The 14,639-nt window shown below is 70.4% G+C and carries 12 protein-coding genes and 1 tRNA gene; 6 read left to right on the top strand and 7 right to left on the bottom strand.

Features of this window, described 5'->3' with window-relative positions; genetic code table 11:
- The coding region (locus K1Y73_RS18540) for a SelB domain-containing protein (protein ID WP_225029794.1) at positions 1 to 855 on the top strand (855 nt) is incomplete at its 5' end.
- Between the two features lie 122 nt (positions 856 to 977).
- A tRNA-Sec gene (locus K1Y73_RS18535) sits at positions 978 to 1,073 on the top strand.
- 166 nt (positions 1,074 to 1,239) lie between these two features.
- On the opposite strand, the gene K1Y73_RS18530 is transcribed toward K1Y73_RS18535, so the two are convergent.
- The gene (locus K1Y73_RS18530) at positions 1,240 to 2,994 is read right to left on the bottom strand and encodes a methyl-accepting chemotaxis protein (RefSeq protein ID WP_225029793.1); all 1,755 of its coding nucleotides are present in this window, start codon (positions 2,992 to 2,994) and stop codon (positions 1,240 to 1,242) included.
- A 65-nt stretch (positions 2,995 to 3,059) separates the two neighbouring features.
- Positions 3,060 to 3,521 carry an Lrp/AsnC family transcriptional regulator gene (locus K1Y73_RS18525; protein ID WP_225029792.1) on the bottom strand — a complete coding sequence of 154 codons (462 nt, stop codon included), beginning with the start codon at positions 3,519 to 3,521 and terminating at the stop codon, positions 3,060 to 3,062.
- Positions 3,522 to 3,624: 103 nt separating this feature from the next.
- Here K1Y73_RS18525 and putA point away from each other — a divergent pair, with 103 nt between their 5' ends.
- Entirely contained in the window at positions 3,625 to 7,089 is a 3,465-nt protein-coding gene (gene putA, locus K1Y73_RS18520; protein ID WP_225029791.1) for a bifunctional proline dehydrogenase/L-glutamate gamma-semialdehyde dehydrogenase PutA, read from the top strand.
- 103 nt (positions 7,090 to 7,192) lie between these two features.
- The gene (locus K1Y73_RS18515) at positions 7,193 to 7,939 is read left to right on the top strand and encodes a rhomboid family intramembrane serine protease (RefSeq protein ID WP_225029795.1); all 747 of its coding nucleotides are present in this window, start codon (positions 7,193 to 7,195) and stop codon (positions 7,937 to 7,939) included.
- A 27-nt stretch (positions 7,940 to 7,966) separates the two neighbouring features.
- On the opposite strand, the gene K1Y73_RS18510 is transcribed toward K1Y73_RS18515, so the two are convergent.
- From K1Y73_RS18510 to K1Y73_RS18490, 5 genes are all read right to left on the bottom strand, one after another.
- Positions 7,967 to 8,752, bottom strand: coding sequence for an inositol monophosphatase family protein (locus tag K1Y73_RS18510; protein ID WP_225029790.1), 786 nt, complete (start codon positions 8,750 to 8,752; stop codon positions 7,967 to 7,969).
- Between the two features lie 126 nt (positions 8,753 to 8,878).
- Positions 8,879 to 9,304 carry a L,D-transpeptidase gene (locus K1Y73_RS18505; protein ID WP_225029789.1) on the bottom strand — a complete coding sequence of 142 codons (426 nt, stop codon included), beginning with the start codon at positions 9,302 to 9,304 and terminating at the stop codon, positions 8,879 to 8,881.
- Positions 9,305 to 9,392: 88 nt separating this feature from the next.
- Positions 9,393 to 10,118 carry a DUF1194 domain-containing protein gene (locus tag K1Y73_RS18500; protein ID WP_225029788.1) on the bottom strand — a complete coding sequence of 242 codons (726 nt, stop codon included), beginning with the start codon at positions 10,116 to 10,118 and terminating at the stop codon, positions 9,393 to 9,395.
- Positions 10,119 to 10,204: 86 nt separating this feature from the next.
- Complete coding sequence (locus K1Y73_RS18495; protein ID WP_225029787.1) at positions 10,205 to 11,740, bottom strand: ATP-binding cassette domain-containing protein; 1,536 nt, start codon at positions 11,738 to 11,740, stop codon at positions 10,205 to 10,207.
- A 305-nt stretch (positions 11,741 to 12,045) separates the two neighbouring features.
- Positions 12,046 to 12,618: a flavin reductase family protein gene (locus K1Y73_RS18490; RefSeq protein ID WP_225029786.1), complete on the bottom strand. Its 573-nt coding sequence runs from the start codon at positions 12,616 to 12,618 to the stop codon at positions 12,046 to 12,048.
- A 167-nt stretch (positions 12,619 to 12,785) separates the two neighbouring features.
- Between K1Y73_RS18490 and K1Y73_RS18485 the strand changes: the two genes are divergently transcribed.
- Entirely contained in the window at positions 12,786 to 13,910 is a 1,125-nt protein-coding gene (locus K1Y73_RS18485; protein ID WP_225029785.1) for a metallophosphoesterase family protein, read from the top strand.
- The coding region (locus K1Y73_RS18480) for an AAA family ATPase (protein ID WP_451923585.1) at positions 13,907 to 14,639 on the top strand (733 nt) is incomplete at its 3' end. The genes K1Y73_RS18485 and K1Y73_RS18480, both read left to right, overlap by 4 nt.

Raw genomic sequence — 14,639 nt, 5'->3', positions numbered from 1 at the left:
CTGGCGCTGCTGGCCGCGGCGGGCCTGGACGATCCGGCCGCGGCGCTGCGCGGCCTGCTGGCGGTGGCGCCGGTCGATCTGGCGGCCTTCCTGCGCGATCGCGGGCTTGGGACCGAGGCCGGGCAGCGGCTGGTCGCCGCGGCAGGCGGCACGATGCTGGGCCCTCAGGCTGTTGCCGCGGCGCAGCTTGCGGCCTTGCAGGCGGGCGCGCAGACCGCGCTGGCGGCCTTTCACGGCGAAAACCCCGATCTGGTCGGGCTGGGGCGCGAAAAGCTGCGGCTGATCCTGCGCCCGCGCCTGGCGAAAGAGGCGTTCCTGGCCTTTCTGCGCGCCGAAGCCGAGGCCGGGCATCTGGTGCTGGAGGGGGCCTTCCTGCGCCTGCCGGACCATGAGGTTCGCCTCTCTGTGGAAGATGAGGCGCTATGGGCGCGGGTCGCGCCGGCTTTGACCGGCGCCGACCGCTTCCGCCCGCCGCGCGTGCGCGATTTCGCCGCCGCCTTGGGCGCGGAAGAGGCCGATCTGCGCCGCGTCCTGCGGATGTGCGCGCGGCTGGGCCGGGTCGATCAGATCGCGCAGGACCATTTCTTCGCGCGGCAGGTGACGGCCGAGATGGTGGGGCTGCTGGTCGAGATCGAGGCCGGGGCGCCCGAGGGCTGGATCACCGCCGCGCTGTTTCGCGACCGGGTGCAGAATGGCCGCAAGGTGGCGATCCAGATCCTGGAATATTTCGACCGGCTGGGCGTGACCTTGCGGCGCGGCGATCTGCGCCGCATAAATCCACACAGGCGCGACCTGTTCGAGCCCGAACCCGGTCTGGCAGCCGCGCCTGAGGCGGTGGCGGCGGGGATGGGCTGAGCCTGTCGGCAAGGGGGCCGGGTCAGGGGGGCCGGGTCTTTGGGGGGGGGCCGCGTCTTGGGGGCGTAAGACGCAGACCTGAATGGGGGCTTTCGCCACGGGCCTTTTGGCGGGGCGCTCGGGGAAGGGAATCGTCCCTGGTGGGGCGGCCGGACTTCAAATCCGGTTGGGGCAGGCGATCTGTCCCGGGTGGGTTCGACTCCCATTCCCTTCCGCCACGCCGCGCCCGGCAGGTGCCCGGCCGGGACGGCAAACCTGGCCTGGGCCGGCAAGCTGAAGATTGCGCTTGCCTTGACCCGCTGTCCCTTTGGCCATCGCCATCGCCATCGCCATCGCCATCGCCATCGCCATCGCCAATTCTAGTCGGCGGGGGCGCCGCGCCGCTCAGGCGGCCAGCCGCCGTGTCGCGGGGGCGGTGTCGTCGACCCGGAAACGGGCGACCACTTCGGCCAGGGTGCCGGCTTCGCGGTTCATCATCTGGCTGGCCGAACCCACCTTGTCGGCCATGCCCGCATTCTGCTGCGTCACCCGGTCCAGCGCCGAGACGCCGGTGTTGATCTCGGTCAGGCCCTGCGACTGTTCCACCGCCCCCTGCGCGATGTTCGACACCAACTCGGCCATGCGCGCCACCTGATCCAGCACCGTGGTCAGGGCCGTGCCGGTTGCATTCACCTGTTCCACCCCGCGATGGATATGGTCGGTCGAGGCGCCGATCAGCGTCTTGATCTCTTTCGCGGCCTGGGACGAGCGCTGCGCCAGCGCCCGCACCTCCGAGGCGACCACGGCAAAGCCCTTGCCGGCCTCGCCCGCCCGCGCGGCCTCGACCCCGGCATTCAGCGCCAGAAGATTGGTCTGGAAGGCGATATCGTCGATCACCCCGATGATCTGGGCAATCTGGCCCGAGGAATTCTCGATCTCGGTCATGGCCGAGACGGCGCCGGCGACGATGCGACCGCTCTGCTCGGCCTCAAGCTTGGCATTCACCATCGCCTGTTCCACTTCCTGCGCGTTTTCAGAAGCCGACCGCACGCTGGAGGTCAGCTGTTCCAGCGCCGCGGCGGTTTCTTCCAGCGTGGCGGCCTGCGATTCGGTGCGTTGCGACAATTCGCCCGAGGCGCGGCTGATATCGTCGCTCATCCGGTGGATCGCGTCGCCGGCGCGCACCAGATCCGCGATCATCGCCGCCAGTCGGCCCATCGTGTCGTTGAAATCCTGCCGCAAGGGTTCGTATTCGGCGCCGAAACCGTCGGTGATCCGCCGGGTCAGGTCGCCCTGCGCCAGATCGCGCAGCCCCTGGCCCAGGGCCGCGATCACCATCTGGCTTTCGGCCTGCAATTCCTGCTGGCGCGCCATGGCCTGGCTGACCGCCTCGGTCAGCATGTCGATGTCGCGCGCGATCGCGCCGATGTCATCGTTGCGGGTGATCGCGCCGATGCGGATCGAGAAATCGCCGGCCGCCACCTGGGCCAGGGCGCCACGCAGGCGTTCCACCGGCGCCATGATATTGCTCGAGACCCGGCGATTGCCCAAGGCGACCAAAAGCACCGTCGCGGCCGAGACCGCCACCAGCACCCACATCAGCATGCGGTTCTGTGCGGCAAGGTCGCGCGCGCTTTGGGTGGCGAAGCCCTCGATACTGGTCGCAACTTCGCCCAGCGAGGCTTTCAGCGTCTCGAAGGCGGCATAGAAGGCGGGCAGGTCGGCCATCGCTGCGGCGACATCGGTCCGGATCTGCTTGGCGACCTGGTCGGCGGCCGCGGCATAGGCCTCGACATCGCCCCGTGTCGCGGCGATCTGATCATGCAGTTCCGGCGGAAGCGGCGTCGCGGCAAGCTCTTCCAGGGCCCGGCGCAGATTTCCGGTATTCTCGGACACCTCGTCCACCGCGGCGGCGAGGTGATCCGCCTCGCCGCGCTGGGCAAAGAGCAGCGCGCTGGTGACGCCGGCATAGATGCCGTCATGCAGCATATCCATATACATGCTGTCGCGCATTGCCAGGTTGGCATCGGCCTGATGGGTCAGCCCGACATTGCTTTCCCACATGCTGAACAGCCCAAGCCCCGCCGTCACGGCGATGGCCACCATGGCCAGGCCGCTGGCAATGCGCAGATAGATCTTGATCGGAAGAGTACGAAACATCGGAGACCTCGGACAGGGACCAGCGCGAGGATCGGCGCAAAGCGCTAAGAATTGGCAAACGCCGATCAGGCCGAATCCTTCACCGCCTCCATCGCCACATAGGTCGAAGTCTGGGCCACATGGGGCAGGGCGCTGATCCGTTCGGCCAGCACGCGGCGGTAATCGGCGATATCGGCGGTGCGCACCTTCAGCAGATAGTCAAAGCGGCTGGCGATCATGTGGCATTGCTCGATCTCGGGCACCATCACCACCGCGCGGTTGAAGGCCTGCAGCGCCGCCTCGCGCGTGTCGGACAGGCGCACCTCGACAAAGGCCACATGCGCCTGGCCGGTCTTCACCGGGTCCAGAATGGCGCGATATCCGGCGATCACCCCGGTCTCTTCCAGCCGCTTCAGCCGCGCCTGAACCGGGCTTTTCGACAGGCCGATGCGGCGGGCCAGATCGGCGGCGCTGATCCGGCCCTCGGTCGCCAGGATGCGCAGGATCGCCTGGTCGAAGCGGTCCAGATCGGCAGAGGCGTTTGGCATGGCTTTCCCTTCATCTTCGGGCGATACGCCTGACATCTAGCACTCAATCGGGCGAAACGCCTGTCCTTTTCGCGCTACTCTGTGCCGACAGCAGGAGTGGACCATGCGCAAGGACGGGGCGAAGGCGGCAAGGGAAGTGATCGCGCGGCAGGCGCTGGCGCCCGAGGGGCCGCTGGTCGCGCGGCTGATCGCCGAGGCGGCGCTGGCGCCCGAGATGCGGGCCCGCATCGTCGCCGCGGGGGCCGATCTGGTGCGGCGCATCCGCGGCTCGTCCCGGCCGGGGCTGATGGAGGTCTTCCTGGCCGAATACGGCCTGTCCACCGATGAGGGCATCGCGCTGATGTGCCTGGCCGAGGCGCTTTTGCGCGTGCCAGATGCGGAAACCATGGATGCGCTGATCGAAGACAAGATCGCGCCCTCGGATTGGGGCCGGCATCTGGGCCGCTCGGCCTCGTCGCTGGTCAATGCCTCGACCTGGGCCCTGATGCTGACGGGGCGGGTGCTGGAAGACCGCGAGCCGGGCGTCGTCGGCCATCTGAAGGCGGCGATGAAGCGGCTGGGCGAGCCGGTGATCCGCACCGCCGTGTCGCGCGCGATGAAGGAAATGGGCCGGCAATTCGTGCTGGGCGAGACGATTGAAAAGGCGATGGCGCGGGCCGCGGAACTGGAGGCCAGGGGCTACAGCTATTCCTATGACATGCTGGGCGAGGCCGCGCGGACCGAAGCCGATGCGCGGCGCTATCACCTGGCCTATTCCCGCGCCATCACGGCCATTGCCGCGGCGGCCAAGGGCGGGGATATCCGCGCCAATCCGGGCATTTCGGTCAAGTTGTCGGCGCTTCATCCGCGCTATGAGGTCGCCAAACGTGCCAGGGTGATCGAGGAACTGGTGCCGCGGCTGCGCGCGCTGTGCGGTCTGGCCAAGGCGGCCGGGCTGGGGCTGAACATCGACGCGGAAGAGGCCGACCGGCTGGAATTGTCGCTGGAGGTGATCGAAGCCACGCTGGAAGATCCGGCGCTGAAGGGCTGGGACGGGTTCGGCGTCGTCGTGCAGGCCTATGGCCGGCGCTGCGGCGCGGTGATCGACTGGCTTTATGCGCTGGCCGAAAGGCTGGACCGGCGGATCATGGTCCGGCTGGTGAAGGGCGCCTATTGGGATGCCGAGGTGAAGCGGGCGCAGGTTCTGGGCCTGGCCTCTTTCCCGGTCTTCACCCGCAAGCAGGCCACCGATGTCAGCTATATCGCCAATGCGCGCAAGCTTCTGGGCATGACCGACCGGATCTATCCGCAATTCGCCGGGCACAATGCCCATACGGTGGCGGCGGTTCTGGACATGGCGCAGAGCATGGGCGTGGGCCTGCGGTCGTTCGAATTCCAGCGCCTGCATGGCATGGGCGAAAGGCTGCACGACCTGGTTCTGGCCGATCACGGCACCCGCTGCCGGATCTATGCCCCGGTCGGCGCGCATCGCGACCTGCTGGCCTATCTGGTGCGGCGGCTGCTGGAAAACGGCGCGAATTCCAGCTTCGTCAACCAGATCGTCAATGACGAGGTGCCGCCGGAACAGGTTGCCGCCTGCCCGCTGACCTATATGGAAAAGGTCTCGCCCACGGAAAACCCCGCCGTCACCCCGCCCGCGGCGCTGTTCGATGCGCGGCGCAATGCGCGGGGCTGGGATCTGACCGACACGGCCGATCTTGAGGCGTTCGAGGCCGCGCGGGCGCCCCATGCCACGATCGAATTCGAAGCCGCCCCGCGCCTGGCCGGGCGGATGACCGGCGGGCTGCGCGCGCCCGTCCTGAACCCTGCAAGCGGCGAGAGGGTGGGCTTCGTCCTGGCCGCCGGCCCGGCCGATGTCGACACCGCCCTGCGCCTGGCCGAACCCTGGGCTGCCGGGCCCGCCCAACGCGCCGAAGTGCTGCGCCGCGCCGCCGATCTGTATGAGGCCGAGGCGGGCCTTCTCTTCGCGTGTCTCGCGCGCGAGGCCGGCAAGACCCCGGCCGATGCCGTGTCGGAACTGCGCGAAGCGGTTGATTTCCTGCGCTATTACGCCGAAGGGGCAGGGGGGCTGGCCCATCCCGCCCGCGGGGTTTTCGCCTGTATCAGCCCCTGGAACTTCCCGCTGGCGATTTTCACCGGCCAGATCGCCGCCGCCCTGGCCGCCGGCAATGCGGTTCTGGCCAAGCCCGCCGAGCAGACGCCGCTGATCGCCGCCGCCGCGGTCGATCTGCTGCTGCGGGCGGGCGTGCCGGAAACCGCGCTGCAGCTTCTGCCCGGCGACGGGGAGGTGGGGGCGATGCTGACCTCGGATTCCCGTGTGGCGGGCGTGGCCTTCACCGGCTCGACCGAAACCGCCCAGGCGATCCGCCGCGCCATGGCCGAGCATCTGGACCCGACCGCGCCCCTGATCGCCGAAACCGGCGGGCTGAACGCGATGGCGGTGGATTCCACCGCCCTGCCGGAACAGGCGGTGCGCGACATTCTGGCCTCGGCCTTCCAGTCGGCGGGGCAAAGATGCTCGGCCCTGCGCTGCCTGTATCTGCAGGAAGACATTGCCGCCCCGGTGACCGAGATGCTGGCGGGTGCGATGGCGGAACTGTCGCTGGGCAACCCCTGGGATCTGGCCAGCGATATCGGCCCGCTGATCGACGCCGAGGCCAAGGCCGCGATCCTGGCCTATGTCGATCAGGCCCGGGCCGAGGGCCGGGTGATCGCCGAAGCCGCGGCGGGCCCGGCGGCGGGGCATTTCCTGGCGCCGGTGGTGATCCGGGTGGCGGGGATCGCGGATATCCCGCGCGAAATCTTCGGCCCGGTCCTGCATCTGGCGACCTTCCCGGCCGGCGGGCTGGACGCGGTGGTCGATGCGGTCAATGCCCGCGGCTTCGGCCTGACCTTCGGCTTCCATTCCCGCATCGACACGGCGGTGCAGCGCGTGGTCAGCCGGATCCGGGTCGGCAATCTGTATGTGAACCGCAACCAGATCGGCGCGGTCGTGGGCAGCCAGCCCTTCGGCGGCGAGGGCCTGTCGGGCACTGGCCCCAAGGCGGGCGGGCCGATCTATCTGACGCGCTTCACCCGGGCCCCGGCGCCGCTGGCGGGCCACGCCGATGGCGCGGGGGCCGATGAAGCGGCGGTGGCGCAGGCCCTGGCCGCGGCAGCGCCGCCCGCCGCCCCGCCCGAGCCGCTGGATCTGCCGGGTCCCACCGGCGAATCGAACCGCCTGCATCTGGTGCCGCGCGCGCCGCTTTTGTGCCTGGGTCCGGGCCGCGAAACCGCCCTGGCCCAGGCCGAGGCGCTGCGGGCGCTGGGCGGGCTTCCTATCGAGGCGCCGGGCCTGCCGCCCGAGGCGCTGACCCGGCTGCAGGGCTTTTCCGGCGCTTTGTGGTGGGGCGATCAGGACCAGGCGCGCCTGCGGGCGCAGGCTCTGGCCGCGCGGCCGGGCCCGATCCTGCCCCTGGTCGGCGGCGCCCCCGATGCCGGCCATGCGCTGCTGGAACGCCATGTCTGCATCGACACCACGGCGGCGGGCGGCAATGCCAGGCTGCTGGCCGAAGTGGCCGAGGACTGAGCCGCCGCCTGCCGGCCCCGCATCGCGGCGGTCATCGGCGCGGCGATGCGGGCGCGCGCAGCCCGGCCTTGACCCGCCGAAGCCGATGCGGAACATGGCGCCCATGTTTCCGATCCGCGACCACAACCCTTCGGGGCGCACGCCCTTCGTCACCCTGGCGCTGCTGGCGGCCAATGTGCTGGTCTTTCTGGCCTATTATCCGGCCGCCACGTCGGATTTCGCCCTGGCGCGCTTCTACATGCATTGGGGGCTGGTGCCGCTGCGGCTGATGTCGGGCGAGGGGTACGAGACGCTTCTGACCCATATGTTCCTGCATGGTGGCTGGATGCATCTGGCCGGCAACATGCTGTTTCTGTGGATCTTCGGCGACAATCTGGAAGACCAGATGGGCCATTTCGGCTTTCTTCTGTTCTACCTTGCCGCAGGGCTGGCCGCGGCCGGGCTGCAGATCGCGGCCGATCCCGGCTCGTCCGTGCCGATGGTCGGCGCCTCGGGGGCGATTGCCGGGGTGATGGGGGGCTATCTGCTGCTGTTTCCCAGGGCCCGGGTCGATGTGCTGCTGATCCTGGTGATCTTCTTCCGCATCTTCGCCCTGCCGGCCTGGCTGGTGCTGGGCCTGTGGTTCGGGATTCAGCTGGTGTCCGGCCTTGCCACGCCCACCGATGCGGGCGGGGTGGCCTATTGGGCCCATGCCGGTGGCTTCATCGCCGGGCTTGTGCTGACCCTGCCGGTCTGGCTTCGGCGCGGGGCGGGGGGCTATTGGCAGGCAACACAGGGCCAGCCGCCGCATCCGCAGGCCGGATACCCGTTGCAGCGCAGCGCGATCCCGCGGGTGCCGCGCCGGCGCTAGGCGCGGCGCGCCCGGCCTGTCGCGGCCTCAGCCGCGGATCACCTTGCGGAACGTCTCGAACAGCGCCTCGTTGCCGGCGATCAGCGCGCCGTCCAGCGGCTCTTGCCCCTCGCGCAGGCCCGAGACCATGCCGCCCGCTTCCTTGACCAGCAGGATCCCCGCCGCCACATCCCAGGCCTGCAGCTCGCGTTCCCAATAGCCGTCGAACCGGCCCGCGGCCACATAGGACAGGTCCAGCGCGGCCGAGCCCCAGCGCCGCACGCCGGCGCATTCCGGCATCAGCCGGGCCAGATCCTGCAGCGTCGCCGGCAGGGTCTTCTTGGCGCCGAACGGGACGCCCGTGGCGAAGACCGCCTCGACCATGTGCCGCCGGGCCGAGACGCGCAGCCGCCGATTGTCGTTCAGCCAGGCGCCGGCGCCCTTTTCGGCCCAGAACATCTCGTCCTTGGCCGGATCATAGACCACGGCCGAGGTGATTTCGCCCTTGTGTTCCAGCGCGATCGAGATCGACCAATGCGGCATGCCGTGCAGGAAGTTCGTCGTCCCGTCCAGCGGATCGACGATCCAGCGCCGGGTCGGGTCGGCGCCGGCCGCGGCCCCGGTTTCCTCGCCCAGCCAGCCATAGGTCGGCCGCGCGCCCATCAGCTCTTCCTTGATCAGCCGCTCGGCCTCGCGGTCGGCGCGGCTGACGAAATCGCCCGGACCCTTGGCCGAGACCTGCAGGTTTTCGACTTCGCGGAAATCCTTGACCAGGCTGCGCCCCGCGCGGCGGGCGGCCTTGATCATCAGGTTCAGGTTGGCGCTTCCCTGCATGGGCGGACTCCTCGGCTACAGCCGGGCGTCCTAACCGCAAAAGCCGCGAAAGGAAAGCCCGGCCTGCGCAACCCGTGCCCGGCGGGCCCGCACCGCGCGCCTTCGCCGAAAGCCGGGCCCGCCAGGCTACTGCACAATCACCACGCGGGTGTTTTCCAGTCCCTCATACCGCACCATCTCGAACAGGATGCGGGCGTTCTTCGGGTCCAGCCGCACGCAGCCATGGCTGGCCGGTTTGCCCAGCCGCTTGATCTGATCGGTGCCGTGAATGGCGTAATTGCCGTCATAGAAGATCGCGAAGGGCATGGGCGCGTTGTTGTAGCGCTTGGAACGGTGGTTGCGTGACAGGAATTCGGGCCGGTAGCTGCCCAGGGGCGTGATCTTTCCCGCCTTCGCGGTCGAGACCGGCCAGTCGAACAGCCGGCGCCCCTCGTGATAGACCGTCATCACCTGATGCGAGATCGAGACGCGCACCTCCACCCGCTCGGCCACAGCCGGCCCGGCAAAGGACAGCGCCAGGGCCAGCGCCAGGATCACCGCTTTTCCGCGCATTCCCGTCCTCCTCCGCCAGAAGGCGAAGTCACGTTTCCCGCCTTCGCCTGTCGCCTGTGGGCCAGAGTTGCGCGGGCCCGCGCGCAACTCAACGAAAAATCCGGCAGGCTTCGGTCGGGAATTCCAGCCCCCTGCGGCAATCCAAGACCGAAACCGCCTCGGTCAATTCGCGCATCAGCTTTTTGCGGATCGCTTCGGGATAATCGCTCTGGCGCAGGGCAAGTTCGACAAAGGCGCCCGGGCCACGGATCACCGAGGCGTGGTAATATTCGGTCAGTTGCAATTCATGGCTGCCGATCGCCAGCCCGTTGACGGTGATCCCCTCCCATCCGCCCTGGGCATAGATCCGTTCGGGCGTCGGGCCGGCATTGTTGCGGCCATCGCCCGAGACGTCGATCACCTGCCGGTCACAGGGCGGCGCGCGGACCAGAAGGTCGCGGCCGAAGGCCAGGCCGCGGCCAAGGGCGGTGGACAGTTTCTCCGCCGGCGGGCGCAGGCCGCGCAGCGTGGCGATCACCGGCGCCAGATCTTCGGGCCGCGCGATCACCACCCAGTCGATCAGCACCTGCTGATGGGTCTCGCCGCTCCATTCATAGACGGCCAGCGCCACATCGCCGGCAGGGGCAAAGAAGGCGCGGGCGATGTCGGGCCGCGCCAGCGCATCGGCCAGCCCGCCGGTCTGGATCGCGAAATCCCGCGCATCGACCGAGCGGCTGACATCCATCGCCAGCGCAAGCGCCAGCCTGCAGGCGGCGCGGGCGGGGGGCGCCGCGACCAGCAGGCACAGAAGGCAAAGGGCAAGACGCGCGCGCATGGGCCGGCCCGGCTGTGAGACCCCGATCCTAGACCGGATTTGCCCGGGCGGTCGCGAAAAATCGCGCGGGCTCATCGGGCGCGCGGCTAATCCGGGGCGCCCATGGCGGCGAAATAGGCGTCTGGCGCCTCGACCTCGTCCAGAACCGGCAGCGGGCGGGCGGGGCGGATCTGCCAGAAGCGGTTGCCCACCGCGCGCACGAAGGCGCGGTCATGGCTGACCAGCAGGCAGGCCGCGCCCTGGGCCAGAAGCTCGGCCTCCAGCGCCTCTTGCCCCTCGATGTCGAGATGTGTCGTCGGCTCGTCCAGCAGGAAGAGATTCGGTCGGGCCAGCCGCAGCAGCAAAAGCGCCAGCCGTGCCTTCTGCCCGCCCGACAGCGCGGCGACGGGGCGGGTCTGCCAATCGGGCGCGATGCCGGCGCCGGCCAGCGTGCTGCGCGCCAGTGCATCGTCACGGGCCCGGCCCGAGACCAGGGCGAAGGGCGTCTCGGCCGGCCGCAGTTGGTCCAGCATCTGGTCGAAAATGCCCAGCTGCACCGCGGCGGCCGTGCGGATCGGTGCTGCAGGATCCGCCGCGGCCGTCAGCGCGGCCGCGGCCACGGCCTGCAGAAGCCGGGACTTGCCGGCGCCATTCGCGCCCAGCACCACCACCCGGTCGCCCGGCGCGATCCACAACCGCCCGCTGCGCAGCAACGCCCGGCCGTCGGGCGCGCGGATCACCGCATCCTCCAGCGTCACCAGGGCCCGCGCCCGTGCCTCGGACGCGTCCAGCCGGATCGCGCCGGCGCTGCGCGCGCGATGGGCGGGGCGGGCCGAGGCTTCGATCTTCTCGGCCCGTTCGGTCAGCTGGCGGGTCTTCAGCGTCAGCAGGTCCGAGCCGGAATTGATGCCGATATTCTTCAGCTTCGCCGCCTGCCGGCGCAACTGGCCCGCCCGGGCCAGATCCTGGTCAAAGCGCCGCGCCTCGGCCTGGTCGGCCTGATCCAGAGCGGCGCGGGCGCGGGAATAGGGCAGGGCGAAATGCGGGCAGGCCCCGGGGCGCAGGAACAGGCTGCGCGTCGTGACCGCATCCAGAAAGGCGCGGTCATGGCTGGTCAGGATCGCCGCCGCGCCCCGCGGCAGCGCCGCCAGCCAGCGCTGCAGCTGGCCGATCCTGGCAAGATCCAGGTGGTTCGTGGGTTCATCCAGCAGGTAGAGATCGGGTTCCACGACCGCGGCGCAGGCCAGAAGCGCCAGCCGCTGCCCGCCGCCCGACAGCGCCTGCAGGGGCCGGTCGCGCAAGTCTTCGGCCAGGGCCAGATCGTCCAGCGCGATCTCGGCCCGCCACAGATCCTCGGCCTGGTCGGGCGGCAGCGCCGCGGCGACGGCCTGGCGCGGGGTCAGGGGCAGCAGGGCGGCGGGCAGCTCTTGCGGCACCAGCGCGACGGTCAGGCCACGGGCCCGGGTGATCTGGCCCGCACTGGGCGCGATCCGGCCGGCCAGACAGGCGAGAAGCGAGGATTTGCCGCGGCCATTGGCGGCGATCAGCCCCAGCCGGTCGCCGGGGGCAAGGGTGAAGGACAGATCGGAAAACAGCGGCTGACCCAGCGTCAGCGCCAGATCCTTGACGGCAAGAAGGCTCATGATGAGAAGATCCGTGCGGAAAGGGGACAGGCGCGCGGGGGCGCCGGGTTCCGGGCGGACCAAAGGGCCAAGGGCGGGACAGCGACGGTCGATCGGGCGAACGTCGGTCGGGAAATGGCGCTGCGGTCAGCCCTGCGACTTGCGCAGGGCGGCAACAGGGCCAGGACAGCGGTCCATGTCGTGACGGCGGATCATGCGGCCAGGATGCGCCGGCACGCGGCGCCGGTCAAGCGCGGGATTGCCCGGCCCGTCCCCCGGCTCGTCTCCCGTCATTGCCCCTGTCGCTGCCCCCGCCCTTGCCGCCGTCACAACCCCGGCGGCAGCTTGGAGCGCATCGCCTGGGCCCGGTCGATCCGATCGCCATCGGCGATGAAACTGCCATCGCCCACCGCATGCAGCATCCGCCGCTCGGCCCGGTCGGGGTCGATCCAGGCGGCCAGGCCTTCAAGCACCACGATGCCGTGGCGCTCGATCACCTCGACCACCCGGCATTCCACATTGGCCAGGCAATCGGTCAGCAACGGCGGCGCAACCTGGCTGGCCCGAGCCCGGCCCAGGCCAAAGCGCTGGAACTTGTCGGTCCGGGCGCCGGAACAGGTGCCGATGCCGATCACCGTGTCGATCATCTCGACCGTCGGAAGGGCGATCACGCAGTCGCGCCGGTCGCAGAGCGCGGCCCAGGAATGGTTCCAGGGCCCGGTGGTGATCGCGAAGGTCGGCGCGAAATCCATGACCATCGTCCAGGTGATCACCATCACATTGTCCCGCCGCCCGTCATGGGTGACGACCAGCGTCACCGGCCCGGGCTCGATCAGGGTGAAGGCGCGGGGCAGGGGCAAGGCCACGAAGGGGCTGCGCTCGGGGCGGGTCTGGGGCATCGGGGTCTCGGACTGGCACGGCCCAGACTTGCACCTTCGCGGCCCGGGCTGCAAGCGGCGGCCTGCGCCGGGCTTGCACCGGGCTTGCACTGGGCTTGCGCCGGACGGGCAGCGGGGCCAAGTTGGGCGCGGCGGCGGGCGGTTCCGCCGCCGGAAGAAAGTGCGCCGTGACCTGCCGTTTCCTGCATTCCTCGGACCTTCACCTGGGCCGCGCCTTCGGCGGCTACCCCGAAGCCATCCGCAACCGCCTGCGCGAGGCGCGCCATGGCGTCATCGCGCGGCTGGCGGCGGCGGCGCGGGCGGGGAATGCGCGGGATGTGCTGCTGGCGGGCGACACATTCGATGCCGAGACGCCGGCGCCGGAAACCCTGCGTCATGCGCTGCGGGCCATGGCGGCCGAGACCGATCTGCGCTGGTGGCTGCTGCCCGGCAATCACGACAGTCTGGCGGCCTCGGAACTGTGGCGCCGGATCGCGGCCGATGCGCCGGCGAACCTGACCGTGCTGAGCCTGCCCCAGCCGCAGGAGCTGGCGCCGGGGATCTGGCTTCTGCCCGCGCCCTGCACCCAGCGCCGGCCGGGCCGTGACCTGACCGAGGCGATGTCGTCCCCGACCCCCGAAGGCGCGCTGCGCATCGGGCTGGGCCATGGCGCGATCACCGATTTCTCGGGCGAAGAGGGCGCGCCCGGCATCATCCCGCCCGATCGGGCGCGGCTGTCGGGGCTGGATTACCTGGCTTTGGGCGATTGGCACGGGCAGATGCAGGTCACCCCGGCGACCTGGTATTCCGGCACGCCGGAAAGCGACGGCTTCAAGCACGAGACGGCGCCGGCCGCCCTGTCGGTCACGCTGGCCGGCCCCGGTGCCGCGGCCGAGGTGATGCCCCGGCCCACCGGCCAGTTCCGCTGGCTGCGCCCGGCGCTGGACCTTCTGCCGGGCGACCAGGCCGCGGCCCGGCTGGCCGCGCTGATGCCGGCCGAGGATCAGCGCCGCGACTGCCTGCTGCGGCTGGCGGTCACCGGCCGGCTGACCCTGTCGGAACGGGCAGACCTTGAGGCGGCGCTTGCGGAAACGGCTCCGGATTTCGGCTGGTTCGACGCCGATCTTTCGGCCCTTGCCGCCGAGGTGCAGGGCGGCGATCTGGACCGGATCGACCGCTCGGGCGCGCTGCGCCAGGCGGCCGAGGCGCTGATGGCCGAAAGCGTCGATCCTGCCCGCGCCGAGGAAGACCGCCAGATCGCGGCCACGGCGCTGGCGCGGCTGTTTGCCCTGGCGCAGGGGGATCAGGCATGAAGCTGCGCGCGCTGGAAGTCACCAATCTGCGCCGCTTCGCCGGCCAGCGCGCCCGGATCGACGGGATCGGCGACGGCATCGCCGTTCTGTCCGAGCCGAACGAGTTTGGCAAATCCACCTTCTTTGACGCCCTGCAGGCGCTGTTCTTCCAGCCGCATCGCGCCCGCAGCGCGCCGGTCAAGGCCTTGCAGCCCCATTCCGGCGGCGCGCCCGAGGCGGCGGTGGAACTGGATCTGCCCGAGGGGCGGTTCCGGCTGGAAAAGCGCTGGCTGGGCCGGCCCATGGCGCGGGTGCTGGATGGCAGCGGCCGGCTGATCGCGCAGGAGGATGAGGCCGAGGCCTGGATCGACCGGCTGATGGGGCAGGGGCTGGCCGGGCCCTCGGGGCTGTTGTGGGTGCGGCAGGGGCTTCTGGGGATGGAGCCGGAAGGCAACAGCGCGGCCGAGAAATCGGATCGCGAAAAGGGCCTGTCGGCGCGGCGCGATCTGCTGTCCTCGGTCGCGGGCGAGATCGAGCTGATGACCGGCGGGCGGCGGATGGATCAGGTGCTGGCCCGGGTGGCCGAGGCGCTTGGGCGGCTGGCCACCGCGACGCTGCGGCCCAAGGCCGGGGGCGAATGGGCGAAGGCGGTCGACGAGATGACGGCGCTGGCCGCGAGCTGCGCCGATCTGGAGGCGCGGGCGGCGCGGCTGACCCAGGATCTGCGCCGCCGGGCCGATCTGCAGCGCC

This window comes from Xinfangfangia pollutisoli (genome assembly GCF_020179405.1).
Classification (GTDB): Bacteria; Pseudomonadota; Alphaproteobacteria; order Rhodobacterales; family Rhodobacteraceae; genus Pseudogemmobacter; species Pseudogemmobacter pollutisoli.
The sequence above is the reverse complement of the archived record's forward strand: the minus strand, read 5'-3'. Positions and strand labels throughout refer to the sequence as shown.

Bases quoted from the DNA above. Each gene is read 5' to 3' on its own strand.
- K1Y73_RS18530 (WP_225029793.1), bottom strand. From the start codon at position 2,994: ATGTTTCGTACTCTTCCGATCAAGATCTATCTGCGCATTGCCAGCGGC.
- K1Y73_RS18525 (WP_225029792.1), bottom strand. From the start codon at position 3,521: ATGCCAAACGCCTCTGCCGATCTGGACCGCTTCGACCAGGCGATCCTG.
- putA (WP_225029791.1), top strand. From the start codon at position 3,625: ATGCGCAAGGACGGGGCGAAGGCGGCAAGGGAAGTGATCGCGCGGCAG.
- K1Y73_RS18515 (WP_225029795.1), top strand. From the start codon at position 7,193: ATGTTTCCGATCCGCGACCACAACCCTTCGGGGCGCACGCCCTTCGTC.
- K1Y73_RS18510 (WP_225029790.1), bottom strand. From the start codon at position 8,752: ATGCAGGGAAGCGCCAACCTGAACCTGATGATCAAGGCCGCCCGCCGC.
- K1Y73_RS18505 (WP_225029789.1), bottom strand. From the start codon at position 9,304: ATGCGCGGAAAAGCGGTGATCCTGGCGCTGGCCCTGGCGCTGTCCTTT.
- K1Y73_RS18500 (WP_225029788.1), bottom strand. From the start codon at position 10,118: ATGCGCGCGCGTCTTGCCCTTTGCCTTCTGTGCCTGCTGGTCGCGGCG.
- K1Y73_RS18495 (WP_225029787.1), bottom strand. From the start codon at position 11,740: ATGAGCCTTCTTGCCGTCAAGGATCTGGCGCTGACGCTGGGTCAGCCG.
- K1Y73_RS18490 (WP_225029786.1), bottom strand. From the start codon at position 12,618: ATGCCCCAGACCCGCCCCGAGCGCAGCCCCTTCGTGGCCTTGCCCCTG.